At 60.5% G+C, this 18,034-nt stretch carries 17 protein-coding genes; 2 read left to right on the top strand and 15 right to left on the bottom strand.

The genetic code is table 11. The annotated features are described in order from the left end of the window. Nucleotides 1-81: 81 nt before the first annotated feature. The 10 genes from ACLGGT_RS21240 to ACLGGT_RS21195 form a co-directional block, all read right to left on the bottom strand. On the bottom strand, nucleotides 82-384 hold the full coding sequence (locus ACLGGT_RS21240) for a hypothetical protein (RefSeq protein WP_437197515.1): 303 nt from the start codon (nucleotides 382-384) through the stop codon (nucleotides 82-84). A gap of 100 nt (nucleotides 385-484) precedes the next feature. After that, nucleotides 485-946 carry a DUF6915 family protein gene (locus ACLGGT_RS21235; RefSeq protein WP_084615404.1) on the bottom strand — a complete coding sequence of 154 codons (462 nt, stop codon included), beginning with the start codon at nucleotides 944-946 and terminating at the stop codon, nucleotides 485-487. A gap of 1 nt (nucleotide 947) precedes the next feature. Then, nucleotides 948-1,334: a DUF6878 family protein gene (locus ACLGGT_RS21230; RefSeq protein WP_437197514.1), complete on the bottom strand. Its 387-nt coding sequence runs from the start codon at nucleotides 1,332-1,334 to the stop codon at nucleotides 948-950. 122 nt (nucleotides 1,335-1,456) lie between these two features. Next, on the bottom strand, nucleotides 1,457-5,719 hold the full coding sequence (locus ACLGGT_RS21225) for a strawberry notch-like NTP hydrolase domain-containing protein (protein ID WP_437197605.1): 4,263 nt from the start codon (nucleotides 5,717-5,719) through the stop codon (nucleotides 1,457-1,459). A gap of 106 nt (nucleotides 5,720-5,825) precedes the next feature. Further along, nucleotides 5,826-6,101 (bottom strand): type II toxin-antitoxin system RelE/ParE family toxin, encoded by a 276-nt coding sequence (locus tag ACLGGT_RS21220; protein ID WP_040884151.1) that lies wholly within the window; start codon nucleotides 6,099-6,101, stop codon nucleotides 5,826-5,828. Continuing rightward, a complete protein-coding gene (locus ACLGGT_RS21215) occupies nucleotides 6,088-6,387 on the bottom strand; it encodes a type II toxin-antitoxin system RelB/DinJ family antitoxin (protein WP_008327444.1) in 300 nt (99 codons plus the stop codon). The genes ACLGGT_RS21220 and ACLGGT_RS21215 overlap by 14 nt, the downstream gene beginning before the upstream one ends. Before the next feature lie 104 nt (nucleotides 6,388-6,491). Then, nucleotides 6,492-7,148 carry a DUF6927 domain-containing protein gene (locus tag ACLGGT_RS21210; protein ID WP_437197603.1) on the bottom strand — a complete coding sequence of 219 codons (657 nt, stop codon included), beginning with the start codon at nucleotides 7,146-7,148 and terminating at the stop codon, nucleotides 6,492-6,494. Beyond that, a complete protein-coding gene (locus tag ACLGGT_RS21205; protein WP_437197602.1) occupies nucleotides 7,148-7,741 on the bottom strand; it encodes a regulator in 594 nt (197 codons plus the stop codon). The genes ACLGGT_RS21210 and ACLGGT_RS21205 overlap by 1 nt, the downstream gene beginning before the upstream one ends. A gap of 74 nt (nucleotides 7,742-7,815) precedes the next feature. Beyond that, nucleotides 7,816-9,798, bottom strand: a complete 1,983-nt coding sequence (locus ACLGGT_RS21200; protein WP_437197600.1) for a ParB/RepB/Spo0J family partition protein — start codon at nucleotides 9,796-9,798, stop codon at nucleotides 7,816-7,818. 154 nt (nucleotides 9,799-9,952) lie between these two features. Further along, a complete protein-coding gene (locus ACLGGT_RS21195; RefSeq protein ID WP_437197598.1) occupies nucleotides 9,953-10,342 on the bottom strand; it encodes a DUF3768 domain-containing protein in 390 nt (129 codons plus the stop codon). A gap of 194 nt (nucleotides 10,343-10,536) precedes the next feature. Between ACLGGT_RS21195 and ACLGGT_RS21190 the strand changes: the two genes are divergently transcribed. After that, on the top strand, nucleotides 10,537-11,184 hold the full coding sequence (locus ACLGGT_RS21190) for a glutathione S-transferase family protein (protein ID WP_008279832.1): 648 nt from the start codon (nucleotides 10,537-10,539) through the stop codon (nucleotides 11,182-11,184). Nucleotides 11,185-11,283: 99 nt separating this feature from the next. On the opposite strand, the gene ACLGGT_RS21185 is transcribed toward ACLGGT_RS21190, so the two are convergent. Both ACLGGT_RS21185 and ACLGGT_RS21180 read right to left on the bottom strand, forming a co-directional pair. Continuing rightward, nucleotides 11,284-12,222 carry an ArdC family protein gene (locus tag ACLGGT_RS21185; protein ID WP_437197597.1) on the bottom strand — a complete coding sequence of 313 codons (939 nt, stop codon included), beginning with the start codon at nucleotides 12,220-12,222 and terminating at the stop codon, nucleotides 11,284-11,286. Between the two features lie 40 nt (nucleotides 12,223-12,262). Beyond that, nucleotides 12,263-12,733, bottom strand: coding sequence for a hypothetical protein (locus ACLGGT_RS21180; RefSeq protein WP_437197596.1), 471 nt, complete (start codon nucleotides 12,731-12,733; stop codon nucleotides 12,263-12,265). 293 nt (nucleotides 12,734-13,026) lie between these two features. On the opposite strand from ACLGGT_RS21180, the gene ACLGGT_RS21175 reads away from it, so the two are divergent. Further along, a complete protein-coding gene (locus ACLGGT_RS21175; RefSeq protein WP_045685466.1) occupies nucleotides 13,027-14,229 on the top strand; it encodes a Fic family protein in 1,203 nt (400 codons plus the stop codon). A gap of 212 nt (nucleotides 14,230-14,441) precedes the next feature. On the opposite strand, the gene repC is transcribed toward ACLGGT_RS21175, so the two are convergent. From repC to repA, 3 genes are all read right to left on the bottom strand, one after another. Beyond that, a complete protein-coding gene (repC, locus tag ACLGGT_RS21170) occupies nucleotides 14,442-15,497 on the bottom strand; it encodes a plasmid replication protein RepC (protein WP_437197595.1) in 1,056 nt (351 codons plus the stop codon). Between the two features lie 238 nt (nucleotides 15,498-15,735). Continuing rightward, nucleotides 15,736-16,704, bottom strand: a complete 969-nt coding sequence (gene repB, locus ACLGGT_RS21165) for a plasmid partitioning protein RepB (RefSeq protein ID WP_024099295.1) — start codon at nucleotides 16,702-16,704, stop codon at nucleotides 15,736-15,738. Beyond that, a complete protein-coding gene (gene repA, locus ACLGGT_RS21160; RefSeq protein ID WP_437197594.1) occupies nucleotides 16,704-17,903 on the bottom strand; it encodes a plasmid partitioning protein RepA in 1,200 nt (399 codons plus the stop codon). The genes repB and repA overlap by 1 nt, the downstream gene beginning before the upstream one ends. Nucleotides 17,904-18,034: the final 131 nt, after the last annotated feature.

The raw sequence follows: 18,034 nt of genomic DNA, 5'->3' as shown, positions 1-18,034 counted from the left end.
AGCGCATCCGGGATTGCTTTCTCGACCCCTTGAGGGATCACAAATCAGAAAGCCTGCTTTCCTTTCAGCTCCGCCCACGGGTCAGAGCTGCCGTCCGAGTGGGAATGCCCCCGCGCCTCCGGGTGCTGCGCCCCTCCCCTGCCCGTCTGGTCTTGATTGGCTGCCCGGATTTTCCGCGCTGTCCTCCGATCGCGCGATGAAGAACTCCGCCTCTTTTCCGTTCAACCGGTGCCCGCTCCGGTCGGTCAGGCCGATGCAGCTACCGTTCGGCTGATAGGTGATCAGGTACTGACCGAGCCTGTCCTTGTGGACAATGTAGCCGGTATTGGCCCAATGCACGGTCTGGCCGGCATCGACGGCCGCCTTGATGTCATCGAGTGTCATGGCGTCCTCCTTACGAAGAATGGTGGGGAAACGACGCAAGAAGCCCGGTCGTCCAACCGGGCTTCCATGCAGCATTCGTTTGGCAAACGACCGAGATCTGTCAGGCACCTTGCGCGGCTTGCGTCGCGCGTGCCGCCATCCAATCCTTCAGGCCAAGAACCGTTCGTCCGGCGGCGACCTCGGAGGCCCAGGCAACCCTTGGGTCGCCGCAGGGCTCATCGCCAGAATGCCGGTCGATATGGCCATTGGCCATCCATGGCTCAGGCTGGATCCGTCGCAGCCAGTCCGCCATGCTCGGAATGCGGCCCTGACAGTCTTCGCGGACATGCTGCTCGCCGATCCAGCGCACGGGGATTTCTCGACCAGCGCTATTGGTCAGGGTCAGGCCGAAGACACGTTCGGCCTCGAACAGGCCTTGAGCGTGGTGGCGCATGGCTCGGTGCGTGAAGAGCGCGAGATGCTCTTTCGAGGCATCGAACCAATCGTGCACAGCCTGATAGTCAGACGGCACCCCGCCGAATTTCCGGGCAGAGCTTTCGGCATGATGAAGCGGATGGGCCATCTCAAAGACCCTCGACATAGCTGTGCGAGCATTCGACATAGCGGTCGGCATGATCCAAGGTGATACTGTCGGCGGTGATGTCCCAGGACAGCGTGCCGTAGCCGCCCTCGTTGTTTTCGAACCCCGGGTGATGATGATAGGCGAGCGACCAGGCGAAGTCGCCAACCTCTGTGGCAAGCGGCTCAGGCAGTTGGACCTCTGCAGGCTGCACCGTCACATCCTCGACATTGCCGGAGTCGCCATAGCCTTCGTATTCGGCAGTGACCTCGCTGATGCCAAGCGCACGTAGTTGCGCGAGCAGCTCCGTTCGGGATGCCTTCAAGGTGGTTTCGCGCTCCGCGCGCCACTGAGCCGCCATTGCGGCATAATCGATCTGGGGATTGGTCATGGGTCTGTCCTCTCGTCTGAATTTGGGGGGACCGGGCGTGGCATTGGTCTGCGCGCGCCCGGAACGCGCAGACCGGTGAAATCCAGATCCGCGACGCCCGGCCCACAGCCCGCTTTGACTTTTCAGGCGGCTTGTTCTGCAGCTCTAGCGGCTCCCTGCCCAACGATCCGGGCCAGAATTCCCCTCGTGTCGATCCCATCCCCATGCGGCAGGAACACCCGTAGCTGGAAGGCGATGATCTCGGTGAAGCAGCCGAGGGCCTTGAGGCCATCAATCATGCCCCTGTCCACGCCACACAACTCAAGGCGCATCTCGCCTGCGACCCGGCGACGGGTCAGGGTCAGACCCCGGCCCAGATCGACAGGTGCGGTGGTGCCGAGGGCGGCGGTCAACATCTCCTGCGGCGTTTGCGGATTGGAGACGAGGAAGCGGACGCACAACGCTGCCGCCCCTTCCTCGCTCAGCGTGCGCCCGATCATCGCCGTCGCCCCGTCAGGCGTGACCCGGTAGATGCGTTCATTGGTGGTCGGAATGTCCTTCCAGATCGGCAACAAGAGCCCAGTCAGCAGGTAGAGCTTGGTCGTGGTGGTTTTTGGCAGGGACGCAGCCTCGGCATCCCAAAGCCTTGCGAACTCAGGCCTTCCGATATCTTCCCAGGCCGAGGACTCGAACCGCGTCTCCTCCAGATAGCTCGACCCGTTTGGCCTCACCGCCTTGCGCATCATTGTGACAATGTCCTCGTCATACATTTGCATGGGACGCGCCGAGATCAGCGCCGCCCGACCGGAGGCGCGATTGACCATGGGTAGCTTGTCCGGATTGCGCGACATGACCTCTTCGGCGCCCAGCACATACACTGGGTCGGTCACCTTGAGCCCAATGATTCGCGTCACGGCGCCGGATTTCGGGCAGGTCCAGAGATCCTCTGTGGAGACCTGTTCGATCTTTTCGCCACGCAGGGTTTCCACGCCGAGATCGAGCGTGCCCGCCGCGCGCGCGCGTTCGGTCTGATCAGCGATCCGGCGCATGAACTCGGCAAAGAGTGCGTTCTGCATGTGGATGGGAAGGGCAAGCACCCGGTTGAGAAACCGCTGGATCGGGGGAAGCTCCTCGAGAAGCACCCCGTCCTTGTCGATCAGCCGCAGGGCGGTCCAATCGGTGAAGCTCTCGTAGCTCATCGCCTCAGCGCGCCCGGCGGCAAGATCGGCGAAATACCCACGCAGCGCCGCCCGCGCGATCGGGCTTTCGAGATTGTCCTCCTCCCGGAACATGCCCTGCGAGCCGGTCTCGCGCTGACCCTTGGTCAAGGCCCCCAGCTGGTCGAGGCGTTTGGCTATAGTCGAGGTGAAACGTTTTTCGCCATGCACATCCGAGGTGCAGACCCGGAAGAAGGGCGCGCTGACCTGAGCCGAGCGATGCGTGCGCCCGAGCCCCTGGATGGCCGCATCCGCGCGCCAGCCGGGCTCCAGAAGATAGTGCCGCCGCCGTTTCTGGTTCTTCGCCGTTTGCGCCGCGTGATAGGACCGGCCCGTACCGCCTGCATCGGAGAAGATAAGGATATCCTTCTCGCCGTCCATGAAGGCTTGGGTTTCGGATGAATTGCTGCTGGCGGCGCGCTTTTCGATGAAGAGATGACCATCCTCGGCCTTGAGGGGCCGGATGGACCGCCCCGTGACTTCTGCGACGGCCTCGTCGCCAAAAGCCCAGAGGATCTGATCGAGCGCCGAGGGGATCGGGGCCAGCGTCATCAACTCCATCATGGCCGCATCGCGCAGGGCGAGCGCCTCGCGCGAGACGACCAGCGCGCCAGTTTCATCGCGGAGCGGCTCGGCCACCATATTGCCATCGATCTCCACGAGCTTTTGCGCATGGATCGGGAAGGCCTGTTCGAGGTAGCCCAGTACGTAATCGCGCGGCGTTAGCGCGCCCTCGACGAGTTCATCCTCCGGGTCCATCGCCTCAAGTCGGCGTTTGAGAAGGCTCTCACCTGTCGAAACAACCTGGATGACGCAAGCCTTGCCCGCCGCCAGATCGTCCTTGATGGCGTGGATAATGCTTGGAGCCTTCATGCCCATCAGGAGATGGTTGAAGAAGCGCTGTTTCGTGCTCTCGAAGCGGGACTTGGCCGAGGCGCGTGCGGCCGAGGCATTGGTCTCACCAGAGGCGTCGTTGACGCCGGTCGCAGTCAACGCGGCTTCGAGATTGTGGTGGATCGTCCGAAACGCACCCGCGTAGGCGTCATAGACCTCGATCTGGGCCGGAGTGAGCGCGTGTTCGAGCACGTCATACTCCACGCCATCAAAACTGAGGGCACGCGCTGTGTAAAGCCCGAGCGTCTTGAGATCGCGCGCGACCACCTCCATGGCGGCAACGCCGCCGGCTTCCATCGCCGACACAAAGCTCTCGCGGCTCGGGAAGGGATATTCGGGGCCCTGCCCCCAGAGCCCCAGCCGCGCGGCATAGGCCAAGTTGTGCACGCTCGTGGCGCCCGTGGCCGAGATGTAAAAGACGCGGGCGCGCGGGGCCGCGAGTTGCAGCCGCAGGCCCGCAAGGCCCTGCTGCGAGGGTTTGACCCCCCTGCCCTGCTCGGACCCGGCGGCGTTCTGCATGGCATGGGCCTCGTCGAAAGCCAGCACGCCATCGAAGTCTTCGCCCATCCACTCGAGGATCTGGCTCAGTCGCGTGGTACCGCATTTGCCCGCGGACCGCAGCGTGGCGTAGGTGACGAAGAGAATACCGTCACCCATAGGGACGGGCTGGTCCGGTTTCCATTTGGAGAGCGGCTGAATGTCGGCGGGCGAGCCGCCGAGATCGGTCCAGTCGCGGATCGCGTCCTCGATGAGCGTCGCGGATTTGGAAACCCAGATCGCCTTCCTGCGCCCGGCCAGCCAGTTCACCAGAATGAGCCCGGCGCATTCGCGCCCCTTGCCGCAGCCGGTTCCGTCCCCGAGGAAATACCCGAGGCGATAGGCACGTGCGTCCGGGTCATCATCGACGCGCGTCAGCTTGGTTTGGTCCTCGTCGATGGTGAAGCGACCGGGCAGGTCGCGCCCATGGGCATCATGCGCCATGATGATGGTCTCGAGCTGTGCCTCGGAAAGATCTCCCTCCTCGATCAACCGTGCGGGCAGGCGCAAGTCATCACTGCCCGTGTTTGAGGGCATGGGCGGGGCAACCGAGGCCATGGCGATGCTTTCGACAAGCGGCGTGGGATGTTCCTGCGCACCCGCGATCTCGATCCGCTGCGGGCGGTAGCGCGCATAGATGTCCGAGACGGGCGTGTTGTCGCGCGGGGTCTGAAAGCTTGTGAAGCTGAGCGGGCGGACGGCATTCGCCCGGGGTTTGGTGACGGCGAAAGGCGCACCGGCGGTCTTCCGCGGGGCAGATGAGGGAACAGTCGGCCGCCCGCAAGGGATCGCTGCCGCCTGTTGTACGGGGCGCGCCTCGGGCCGGGTTGCGGCCACGGCGTCGACAAAAGGAAGGGCTTCATCCAGGTGCTGAACCGTGGCGCGGATCATCTCGCCGTCTTTCTGCACCTTGTCGAAGACCATGAGCTGGGTTTCGACCGAGGTGCCGAGCTTGCGGTAGACCTGCCCCGGCATCGTCAACGCCAATCGCGGCGTCATGAGACCGCAGGCGCGTGACCAATTTGCAGCATCGCGTTCGGGCGCGAACCCCGGCGGCATGATCGCCACCAGCCGCCCGCCATGCGCGAGACGCTTTGCAGCCGCAATGAGATGTTTGGCGGCGATGTGCTTGTCGCGGGAGCGATCGACCGAGGAGGCGAAAGGCGGGTTTATCACCACGATGTCGGGTAGAACCGGCGTCTGCAGCAGATCGTCGATATGCTCGCCGTCATGGCCTGTGACCTCGCCGCCGAAAACCGCGCGCAATAGGCTTTGGCGAAAGGGGTCGATCTCGTTGAGCAAAAGCGTGGCACCGGCCCGGGCGGCGAAAGCTGCCAGGGCACCGGTGCCAGCCGAGGGCTCCAGCACGGTCTCGCCCTTGCGAACGGCTGCCGCCCGCAAGGCCAGCGCCGCAAATGGCAGCGGCGTGGAAAACTGCTGTAGCCGGATCTGCTGCTCTGACCGGCGGGTTTCCGTAAGGAGACGTGAGGCGAGGAGTTTTGCGTTGGCGATGTCTGCTGTGGCACCGGCCCCACGCAGAAGCACCTGGATGGCCGCTGCCTGCATCATGTCATAGGCCATGCGCCAGTCCCAGGCGCCACCGGCATCGCTGCCATGAAACGTCTCGCGCATGATACGCGCGAGCGCTGAACTGCGCAGGGGCTGGTCATCGACCTCCGTGCCGATTTGCGCGAGGGCAGAGGTGAGGTTAGCGTCGGATTCAACAGGATTGGGGAGCGTTGAGCGGGGCTTGGACATGGGGATTTCCTTTGGATCAGGGTCTGAGTTCCAAAGGACAAAAAGCCCGCTCTACACTTTGAAGGCGTAGAGCGGGCAATTTCTTAGCGGGGGGCCTGCACCCCGATCATGGCCACTGCTGCGCAGCATGAAGAACGCGCAAAATGGTCACCATCTCAGGGCCTTCAACATAAACCACGATGTAGTTTGGCCGAACAACCATCTCCCGGGTCCCATCGACACGGCCCGCACGATACATTTGAGGGCGTTCTGGAAGAAGGGACGTCTTGTGTTCAATCTCATCTTTGAGAACTTGGGCGGCATCCGGGTTGTCGTCGGAAATGTAGTCAATGATTGCCAGCAAGTCGGCGATGGCCGTGGCTTTCCATTCAAGATTTGGCAAGGCGCTTCCCGTCAATCAACGCCTGGGCGTCTTGCATCGCCTTGGCATGGGGCGTTGTGGGCCTAGGATCGTCCAGCGCTTCCTGTACCTTCGCCCGGAACCAGGCGTCATAGGCATCCGGATCAGAAGTCAATCCGGCAGGCAAGCCGCCTTCTGCGGCCACGCGGGTCAGAAGAATACGCACCGCGTCGGAGAGCGTCAGACCGACGCCCGCAAGTGCGTCCGAAGCCTGTGCTTTCAGCTGATCGTCAACACGGACATGAAGCATGGATGTTTGGGCAGGCATGGATGGTCCTCCAGTTGATGGGAGTGATGTATCTCATTTGAGATACGAATTCAAGTCGGCAGTATGCGCGCGCGTGGTCCCGTGGTGTTGTCTCAGCGGGAAACTCAGCCACCCTGCCCCGCCAGGTACTCCGCCAGCACAGGACTGGCCTCGCCTTTTGCGGAGCTGAGCAGCTCCGAGCCCGCAAGCGAGGCCTTCGACAGGCGTACGAGCCCGCCGGTTTCCTCGATGCGGTAGCAGCGGCGTTTCTGCCGGCCCCGCCTGTAGTGCGTCGCGGTGACGATCTGGCAGGTGCTGCCATCGGTGAGCGTCACGGGCGCGGCGAGCCTGATCTTGTCGCCTTCCTGGTAGTCCGGGATCGCAGCCCAATCCCGGCAGCGCTGGCGCCAGTCATGGGCGTAGCTGTCGAGATCTTTCAGGTCGGAGAGGAGCTCGATCAGCCCAAGGGGAGCACGCGACTCGTTCGGGCCAGCGCTTTCCTCCATGTCCTTGTAGCCCCAGCAGCCGTCATCGTATCGGGTGAGGAAGACAGCTCCGAAAGTGATGGAGCCATCCGCATCGGTGACATAGGTCGCGTCCTCGACAGGGGTGCCGTCGCGATTGGTGACCCTAGCCGCTGCATACCAGGTGGAGCCGACCTTACAGGCCTTGACCAGTTCGGTTTTGCGCGTGTCGCCCTCAAAGGTGCAGAGCCGGGCAATCTCCGCTTTCTCGTCCGCGTAGGTCTGGACGCGGCGATCGGTGTAGAAGAGCCATCCCATTATGCCGCCCTCCGGTCATCGATTTCCATCAATGCATCGAGCGGCACGCGGTAGGGCTGCATGGCGTCGAAATCCTCGCAATTGCCGCAGTTCTGCACGATCGCGAAGGTATCGCAGGCATCCTTGAGGATGACCCGGAAGGTGCCGCCGAGGCCCGAGGGCACCTCGTAGGTTCCGCCGATGAGATAGTCCGAGGCCCGGCGCACGAAGACGCGGATGCTTTGGCCATCGGTGGCGAGCCGGATGGCCCCCTGCCCCCGGTCGATGAGCACCTGCACATCGTCCAGGATGTCCGTGTAGAACTGCCCAGTCAGATCACGAAACGCCATGCGGCGCTGCGCCATCCAGTCAGTGTCGCGAAACGGGTTCATGCCGTCGGCGAAGGCGAAGGAGGGATCTGCCTGCTCGGTCGTGACGATGCGGGTTGTCGTGCCATCGATGCCGTTTGAGCGCAGATGCACACCATTGCCGACGATGAGGATCAGGGCCGGCCTGTCCACGGGCCCGTTCCAGTTGGGCAGGAAGGTTTTGCAGGCGCGCGCATGGGCGATCTGCGCCGCAACAGCGGAGGCAGAGAACTTGAGAATAGCCATGGGGATGTCTTTCTGTTCGGTGTTGGAAGATGGACCCGCGCGGGCATTGCGCCTCGCGCGGGTCGCGTGAGGACTCAGGCCGCTTGCGCGATCTCGCTGTCAGGCTCCGGGGTTTCCGCAGTGGGCTCCGCGTCATCAAAAGCGACACCGGCGGTCTGCATCATCGGCGGGCACCAGGCGGCCACGGCAGCGCGCTGCGCGTCCGTGAGCGTGGCGAAGGGCTCGGCGAAGAGCTTGTCGCAGAAGGCGACGATCTCCTTCTTGCTCGACGAGGCCAGCGTCACCGCCTCCTGGGCCAGGCCCAAATCCTCGCCGAGGATCTTCAGGAGCCAGGCCTTCTTGAAGCGGTTGAAGAGCGCCGCATTCGGCGTCCAATGGGCGCGGATGTCGGGCATGATCTCGATCTCGAAGTCATGCATCAGGCTGTCGCGCTGGCGGTCCCGTGCGAAGCAGGACTGCGTCGTGCTGGCGGTCGCATAGGCGACGAGCTTGGCCTTCTCGCCTGCCTCCAGCGCGCGGAACGCCGCGAACTGATCGGCAGGGGACCGGGTGTCATCGAGCCAGGAGAGGTCCAGCGCATCATGCGCCGCCGCCACCTGCTCGAGCGAGGTCTCGTCGATCTCGTCCATTTTGGCATGGCTGCGGTATTCCTTGCGGGCCTCGATCTTGATCGCCTGCGTGACACTCATGCCGCTGGCCAGAACGTCACTGACCAGCTTGAAGAGCGTCAGATCGAGCGTGGCCTCCGGATGCAGCGCCATCGCGGCGCCGAGGGCCATGGCCCGCTCGGTCTTGAGGTCCTCGGCCAGTGAGGCAGGATAAGTGATTTCGCCGGCGTCCGGTGCCTCCTCCCCCGTCGGGTTGACCGACGAGCCGCGCGCGCCTTCCACTTTCACGGTGTCCTCGGGGCGGACGAGGCCAACATGGAGCGTGACCTGCCCACCCTGCCACGACGCGATCACCCCGGACCGCGCGAGGTCCTCGGCGCTGTAGGCCTCCTGCAGATCGCGCACTTCTTCTTCCAAGGCGTCCACGCGCTCGTAAAGGGCATTGTAGGCACCGTCCTCGAGCCCTTCATCCTCCATCTCGAGCTGCAGCTTCTCGAGTTCTGCGGTGATCTCATCGATGCGCTTCTGGGCCGCTTCATCCGGCTCAATCGGGCTGGGATAGACGCGGCCATAGTCCGCCATGGTCGCGTAATCATAGCGGACCATCGCATCGGCCCAGGCAAAGCCCAGCCTCATACGGGCCTCTTCGGCGGCGGCACCGAGCTTCTCGAGCAGGATGGTCTCGACCAGTGCTGCATCCTCAAGCACGGAATGCTCTTCCAGAAGGTCAGCCGCGACAGCACCGCCCCGCGCCTCGTAGTCCGCGCGCACAAAGGCCCCAATATCATCGCTGACCTGCACGCCGCGGGATTTGAGGGCCTGACGGACGGTGTAGGCCTGCAGATAGCCGCCGTCTTTCGTGAGCGCCTCGAAGACCTCGCGCTGCGCCTCCTGGCTCGGGTGCTCGGCGAAGGCCTTCATCGTGTCGAGCGTGATCACCTTGCCCCGGGCTGCGGCGCGGATGTCGGGGTGGATCAGGCCATAGCGCAACCGGCCTTTCACGGCGGCCACCGTGGTGCCGAAGGTCTTTGCGATGGTCTCGGGCGTCTGGCCGTCGACCTCCATCATCCGCGCGAAAGCCTCGAACTCGTCAATGGCGTTCATCGGCGCCTGGGTAATGTTCTCGGCGAGCGACAGCGCCGTGGTGACGTCGCAGTCGTCTGGGACAAGGCGACAGTCGACCTTGGTTTTCGCAGTGAACCCCTTGGTGGCCTTGTCGGCGATCAGCTCCTTCAGCGCGGCATGGCGCCGGCCACCGGCAAGGACAGCGTATTTGCCGTCAAGCTTCTGGACCAAGAGCGGCTGGAGCAGGCCCAGCACAGCGATGCTGGCCTTCAGATACGCGATGTTCTCGGGGTCATAAGTTTCCGGCGCGTTGCTGCGCACGTTGGCTGGATGCGGGACCAGATCGCCGATGGCGACGGTGAGAGGGGCAAAGCTTGTGGTCATGGGATATCCTTCCAGGTGGGTGAGATGCGGCCCGCGCGCTTGCGCGTGACCAATCCCCGGCTTCAGGGATCACCAAGACAAAAGGCCCACTTTCCCTTTGAGGGGTCAGTGGGCCTTGAGTTTTCAGATCGGCACTTTGGGAAGCCCTCCTACCCTACCAGTCACGCGCCAGCATGATGGTCAGCACGCGCATGGTTGTGGCAGGATTGTCCGGGGTCTCGGCCCCGTAGCGGAAATCCGAATCTGCCTCATAGAGATCGATTTTCCAGAACACGGTCTCGCCCCGGATCTCGACCGCGCCAAAATCGTGCCATCCCTCGGGATCATTCTCAGGCTCGAATGTACCGAACGCACCGGTTGCCTTCACCGCCTCGGCCATGAAGCCGTCACCGGCCTCCATAAGCGAGCGGGCGACATGCATTCGGCCCTGGGTGGGCTGCGCGGGCGCCACCCCAAGGCACGCGAGCTTGCGAAACGCGTCGTTCTGTGTCGCGATCACGGTCGGATCTGGACGGTCTGGCTGGGTTTGGACGGTCATGGACATGTGGATCTCCTTTGAGAAGTTGAAACACCCTTCTCAAAGCCCGCTTTTTCTTTTCCGCCCGGCGGAGGAACCCGGTCCAAACCTGCCCGAACCAAACAGTTCCAATAGTCCGCTCTGCGGACCTTGCAGCCACTGGACCTCATGCTTTCGATGGCGGCTTTTTGCACGGATACTTGTTATGGTAGGAGGCGTAGATGGAACATTCAGTTATTCTTCGCGGCTATCGCTACAGTGTTTACAACCGCATTGCGCGCGTCGTGCTGCACGAAAAGGGCGTCGCGTACGAAACTGACGAGATTGATCCTTTCGCACCGGATGTCTCGGAAGACTATCTCAAGCGCCATCCTTTTGGTCGGGTGCCTGTTCTGAGCCATGGTGAGTTTGATGTATTCGAAACTTCCGCAATCTCTCGGTACGTAAATGCGGCCTTCGGGGGACCGGAGTTGATGCCAGCCAAAGCTAAGACATTGGCACGCGTCACGCAGGTGGTCTCAATTGTCGATAGTTACGGCTATCGCCCTATGGTCCGACAGGTTTTTGCCCATCGAGTTTTTCGGCCTGCTGCAGGTGAATGGGCAGATGAAGCTGAGATCCGGGCGGGAATCGATGCGTCTCACGTCGTACTAAGTGCACTGAATAGTATCGCAAAAGAGGGGGGCATCTTGGATGGTCAGAGTTTCACCCTTGCAGACTGCCACCTTGCACCGATGATCGCTTACTTTGTTCAAGCACGAGAAGGTGCTAATGCATTGAAGGCTTACTCAAAGCTTGCAGATTGGTGGGCAGCCGTGTCGCAACGGGAAAGTCTCCACGCCACTGAACCCGGCCTTCCAAGCAACTGACGCATTTCGCCCTTTCGGGAAGCGGTCACTCATGCAAGTCGCAGCATTCGGCGCACCGGGCTCGAAGCTGCCATTTTCTGCGTTGCGGCAAAGCATAGGTCATGCTGCCTCAGCGCCCTCCCCTGCCCTGCCCGTCTCCGATCTGGCGATCAGATAGTCGCAGGCGCGCTGCGCATCCGCGGCGTGCCGGAAGATCGCGCCCTTGTCCGACCGAAGAACGCGCAACCAGTTGTGGAGATAGGCGGCATTCATCTCGAGCGTATGCGCCGTGAAGCCGAGCGTCTGACCCAGGAACACCGAGGTCAATTCCGCGACGATCTCCTCGCGCGCATAGGACGTGTTGCCAAACTTCGAGAATCCGAAATCACGGTTCAGTCGATGGGGGGCCTTCGTGGCATGGGCCAGCTCATGCGCCCAGACCCCGTAGAAATTGCGCGGGTCCTGGAACCGCGTGATGGATGGCATGTAGACCTTGTCCACGGGGGGCAAATAGTACGCCTCCGTGCCCGTGAAGACGGTCATGATGTCGATGGCATCGAAAAACGCCTGCATGTGCGGGATGGGCTCGGACGGCGCATGCTCGGGCACGGGCTCCGGGTCGGGGAAGAAACTGTCGGGCAGGCCATCGATCTGGCAGGCATTGAACACGCGGTAGGATTTCTGGAAGCGGAAGATGCGGGCTTCCTCGGAGCGATCATCGCCATCGCTGCGGTCGTCCTCGCCGCCCGCGTCTTTCCGGCTTTGGCCGTAATAAACGACGACAGAGGACTTCTCGCCCTTGCGGACCTTTGCGTCCAACGCATTGGCTTGCGGCAGCGTCATCCAGAAGGGAGAGCTGTGGCCCGCCATCACGGTCCGCATCGTCAGCAGGAAGTTGTTCACCCCTTGGTAGGGTTCTCCGCCCACGCGCAGGGGACGAGAGCTGCCACCTGCGGTCAATGGCTTGCGCCACGGCAGGACGCCGCGCTCGATGATGCGGATGATTTCGTTTGTGATGACCTCGGAGGCATCGAATTTGGGCGTGCGGGATCGGGCCATGGCTGGCCTCCTTTCGAGTGTTGGTGAGAGGGAATGGTGATCAGGTTGACTGGCGGGGGCGCGGATCGTTGGCGATCCTGGCACCGAGGGCTTCGACCATGTCGATGTAGGTGGTCAGCGAGACGGACCTGCCAGGACCGTAAGGGTCAGGGTCGACCGATCCGTCCCGCGCCACGCACGGCAAGTTCGCGAAGGCGGTGACATCGGTGACGGATCGGATATCGATGAACGGCGTTCCTCGTGCGACCGCGAGGGCGGCCAAGGGAAAGCGCTCGATCGGCGCGAAGGTCGACACGGTGGTCCAACCGAGATGGAGGAATGTCCCACCCTCCCCGCAGATCACATGCGCGTTTGGCAATGACGCCGCCTGCTTCAGATAGCCGAGATCACGCAGGACGGTCTGGCGTTCGAGCCGCTGTGCCAGCGCCGTCTGGCCAGTTCGGCGCAGCTCTCTATGCCGCCACCAGGAGGCGGCGGTTGCGCGGAGCACGCGCAAGACACCTGATTGCATAGGAATGCCCTTCATCCGGAACGGCAGACCGGAACCCGGCCCGGACCCATCTGAGGGACCCCAAAGGCCCTCATCCGTCAGTCACAAAACCCGAAGAACACTTTTTCTTTTTCCGGCCCCTTTGGGCACACAACAAAACCGAAAAGCCCGGCCCTTCTGCCGAAGCCATTGATTTCATGCAGCAATTCCAGATCGGCAGGCAAGATCGGCAACGCATATCGGCAAAACCTTGCTTGAAAGTACGAAATGTGTTTATTTTTCAATTACTTTGCAAACATGGAAGATCGGCAAAAATGCTGGAAACACCCGCCAGGATCGAACCCTGCTTCTTCGAGGAGCATATTCCCACAGAACTGGCAGACCTTTCGGTCGACATCCAGAGGGAAGCCACCGGGCTGGGACAAGGGTTGCATCCTGACAGCGCAGCCGAACTTGCCGATCTCGTCCGTGTGATGAACTGCTACTACTCCAACCTGATCGAAGGACACAACACGCGCCCCCGCGACATCGAAAGGGCGCTGGCTGGTGCCGAGCTTGAGGAAGAAACCCGTCCCCTCGCCCTTGAGGCCCGGGCGCACGTCATCGTTCAACGGGCCATCGACGAGATGCATCGCAAGGGCACCCTGCCCCGCCCCACATCCGTCGAATTCCTGACTTGGGTCCATAAGAGCTTCTACGACGAGATGCCGGATGAGTTTCGGGTCATCGAACATCCCGACGGCACACAAGAGCCCATCGTTCCGGGACGCATGCGCCAGGATGATGATCGGGAAGTTGCGGTCGGGCGCCACCTACCTCCTTCATCGTCGCGCGTCGCGGCATTCATGGACCATTTCGACAAACGATTTCAGATTGCGGCGCGGTCTTCGAGCGGACGGATCATCGCGATCGCCTCTGCGCATCACCGGCTCAACTACATCCACCCTTTCCCGGATGGTAACGGCCGTGTCAGCAGACTGATGTCTCATGCCATGGCCCTCACAGCGGGGATTGGTGGCCAAGGGCTCTGGTCCGTATCACGTGGGCTGGCCCGCGGGCTAACCGACCGGGGCGAGTACAAACGGATGATGGATCTGGCCGACAGTCCACGCCGCGGAGACCGCGACGGACGGGGGAACCTGTCAGAAGCGGCACTGAAGACGTTTAGTGAATGGTTCCTAAAGGTGACGCTCGACCAGATCACCTTCTCAGCAAGATTGTTCGATCTCGGCGGACTAGACCAACGGTATCGTCGTCTTGTTGCAGATACCATCGATGACAAGCGAGCGCCGGAACTAATCTCGGCGGTTCTTCGGCATGGGGCACTGGAACGAGGCGATGCGCAGATTGTGCTCAAGACGTCCGAGCGTACTGCTCGCAACACGCTGAGTAAACTGACCGCCGCCGGATACATGACGTCCGCCTCGCCGAAGACGCCGGTTCGGTTGGCGTTTCCGTTGGATTATCGAGAGCGGCTCTTTCCAAACCTCTTTGGAGACGGTGACCTCCCACAATAACTTTAGGCATTTAGGGTGTAATGCCTGGCCGCCGATTTCTTCCATGGGCGGCCAGATTTTCATCAAGGCTTGCTCGTGTGTCACTTGTCCACCGCGGTGGACATCTGCTGGTCTGAGATAAACTGAAGAACCACCACGCGCCGCTATGTGCGTTTGGACAGTTTTGGTTGCCACAAGCGCCGCTTCTCGTTCGAAGTCCACCGCGGTGGACATTAGACAGTTCGCTCATTGTTTTCGGACAGTCGCTTGATCAAAGCTAATGGATCAAATTGGTTTTGCCTTTGACCCAGGGTGATACTGTGAAAATACGCTCCAAAATCCCTGATGCGTTTTCCAAGCTGTAGCATGATGAAGATCGCGCATGACGCTTTCTGAGCTCCTACAGCATTCTTGGCTTTCTCGAAAGTCTCTGGGTGAATGCCCATCATGGGTGCAAGTGTTCGAGCATGGTTTTCAATGTCCAACCAGTTTCTAAGTCTCTCTGTGGAGAACGATGTCGCCTGATCGCAGACTGAGGTCAGCAAGTCTGGTTTCAGGGCCTCAAGGCCTATGTTGCTATCTAAATCTTTTTTTTCTTCTTCAGACTTAGATTGATGCCGGACAGTTTGTCCGTCATTGGCGGGCAATTCCATAGTTTCAGGCGGGTCATCCGGGGTAGACAAACTCTGGCATTCTGCATCTGTATTGGCGAGCAGAGCGTGGTATTCGGGGAGGCTCAGCTTCCTGCGTAGAGCTTTCCGTGCGTGGTTGATGAATGCGTTGCTAGGATCGTGCTCTTCCAAATGGGCGAGCTTTGTAAGGATCTGTTTGCGGACAAATATCCGATCTCGCCGGTTATTCTCCATCTCTTGCGCGATGGCTATAAGCTCGCTCGCACGTTGGAGCAGGGGGGTGAGAGACAATCCATAACTGATGCACTCCCCGCCGGATGAGCGAACGCGGTAGCGCTTTCGGTTCGAGCTGTCATTGCGCTTGATGAATCCGAGTTCAACGAAGCGGTTGATGTGCCTCCGGAGTGTCCGTTCGTCGATTCCGCCAACGCGCTGGCAAAGTGAATTGTTAGACGCAAAAACCGTTTCGCCATGGCCAGGTTTCAGAAAACTGAGCATTGCTTGAAGTGTCTGTATGTGGCCAGGACGTAGACCAAACACGCTGCGTGCATCTCTCAGGGCTCTGAAGATGGTCCAGACGTCGGTTTCAGATGGGTGAAATGAGCCGCGGGTTGCATCAGCACCTGCGGCTTCGATCGAGAGTTTTGTAAATGCCATGGCTTGTTCACGACGACCGTTCGGCCCACAACTTCCCCGTCTCTTTCCTCGAATTTTCGCGGAAAAAGGCAAAAAATATCAGTCCACCGAATCGGTGACTCTTGACCGGTATGCTGGAGGTTGCTACATCAAAGATGCTAATCAGATGATGAGGGCTCTCCAGGGGAAACTTTGGGGGGCTCTTTTCTTTCGGGTCTTCGCTTTTCTCCTCTGCTCGTGTTGCTCTGTGTGGCCTGGGTTAGGACCCAGAGCCTCTCTCATTCCGCCACTGTACGAAGAGTTGCAAAAGCGTAGCTTCCGCGTGCTCTTCGAGCCATTGGCCGAATTCTGGATTGTCCTTCTTGGTGACCTTGAGCGCGATCGCCTTCTCATCGATTGTCAGCGTGCCCAATGAACTGCCGTTCTCATCATTGATGACCGAAGTCAGCCCACGATTGGGCGGCTTCTTGTCGCTACGTGCTTTGCTCGAGCAAGCCGAATAGACCGCTTGGAACTTTTCGGAACTAGGAGTGTCGTCGGGCAGGGCGGCGAGCGCCTCTTTGGCGATGTCCACCAAATCTACCTTCACCGACAAGGCAGCTAGATCACCCCACTGCCGTCGTCCGATCCCATGTGCTGGCCCGATGAGTTGAACAAGACCGTCTGGCAGTTGTTCTATGACGACCCTGTGGTTGGATACGCCTTGCCGGGTCAGACCTAGAGCATCTTGAATGACACCGGGTTTGTACCCGGATTCTTGCATCTCTTTGATAAAAAGAGACTTTTCTATAAAAGACGGATCAAGCCTGAGGTTGTTCTCCTGGCCTTGAGCGATCAGAGATGCGTCATCGTCCAAGGTTCGAACAATTGCCTTGACCGTTCCACCGACCTTGCGGATCGCCGCAAGCCTGCGGCGGCCGTAGATGATGCGGTATCTGTCCGGTTGGGCTGATGGACGGACCATGATGGGCACTTGTTGGCCATGCTTGCGAATGCTCTCGGCCAACTCATCGATACTGGAATCTTCCAGCACCAACCGATCGCGCAGCCCATCCATGTCAATCTGATCGGGTTCGATATCGCGAATCGAGTTTGCTGTGATCTCGCGCAAAGAGTCGCGCAATCCTCCAACAGATCCCGGCAGCTTTGCCGCTTTTGGCGGGGTAGGGGAGGGGGCTCCGCTCTCCGTCTCATTCCTTGGAGGCTGGTTGAAGATGTTTCGGGCCATCAGCGACGCCCCCATGCCATTTGGATCGTCTGCTCTAGCTCATCGCCAACGCCATTCACGCTGGTCAGGGCGCGATCAATTGTCTTTCTGATGAATTGGCTTGGATCGACTTCGTAGACGGTCTGCTGGGTCATCCCCGCGTCGGAGATCGCCGTAGACTTCAGCATTGGCTCTGTCATGACCTGACCTGCCAGAATTGATCTCAGGTAGCCTGCCATTTGGGTCTGCGGACCGTCCGATGGTTCATATCTGGTAATCAGGAACTTGACAAAATCCCATGTGACACGCCGACCGATGGCTTCCTCCACGGCCTTGACCGTTTCTGAAGCAAGCTTCAGGAATTGGCTCATGGATGCGATGTCAAGCATGCCAGGTACCACGGTAACCAAAAGCCCCGTCGAGGCTGCCAGCGCAGTCAGGGTTAGAAACCCAAGCTGAGGCGGGCAGTCGATCAGGACGATGTCGTAGTTTGCCTCAACCTCTTCAAGCGCCAAGGCGAGGCGCTCTGCAAAGATGGGCTGTACGCGACGGGCGAGAGCGTTTGCGGTCTCGGTTTCGTACTCCGAGAGCATCAAACCGGCGGGCACCATGTCGAGCTTATGGAAGTAGGTCTTTTGGATGACGTTCGAGAGAGGAACTTGGTCCTCATATCTCAAAGCATCATAGATTGTGCCGCCATCGGCGAACTCAAGCTCGGGCCGAAAGCCGAAAAACGTGGTCAAACTTGCTTGCGGATCGAGGTCTAGGACCAGCACGCGGTAACCGCGCAAGGCATACCTTTGCGCAAGATGAATCGTTGTAGTAGTCTTTGATGAGCCGCCTTTGAAGTTGACGACGGATATCACCTGGAGACGATCGCCATCACGTCGACCTGGGCGGTAGCTTTCTGCGTTCTTTCCAGTGCGTCCAAGAACATCGCGCAACTCATCAATCTCTTGGGCTGTGTAGAACCGGTGTCCGCGGTTGTCTGTATGCACTTCCGGGAAGCTGCCGTCCTTGTGCCGGTTGCGCAGGTTAGATGTGCTTACGCGCAGGAGGCCGGCGACTTCGGTGGAACTGAAGCGACGTAAGGACTTTCGTTCTTCGGGTTCGAAAGCGATCTTCATCTGGCGATCCAAAGACTCAGCCAGATTGTCGGCAAATGCTCCGATATCGGAAGAGCCTATGCCTTGCGTGTATCCAATGTTACGATCATCCATGTCCTGCCGCCCACTCTCGGCCTCTGTTGAGGCTCTTAGTCATTCTGACGGTGTACAGCGTGTCTGACGCGTTTTGCCGTCAGAATGGGAATGCCACGATCCAGTGAGTCCGGCAAGAAGAATCTAAATGT

The sequence above is a fragment of the Roseovarius sp. MS2 genome (assembly GCF_051447875.1).
GTDB classification, from domain to species: Bacteria; Pseudomonadota; Alphaproteobacteria; order Rhodobacterales; family Rhodobacteraceae; genus Roseovarius; species Roseovarius mucosus_A.
This window is presented reverse-complemented; position numbering and strand designations above follow the sequence as displayed.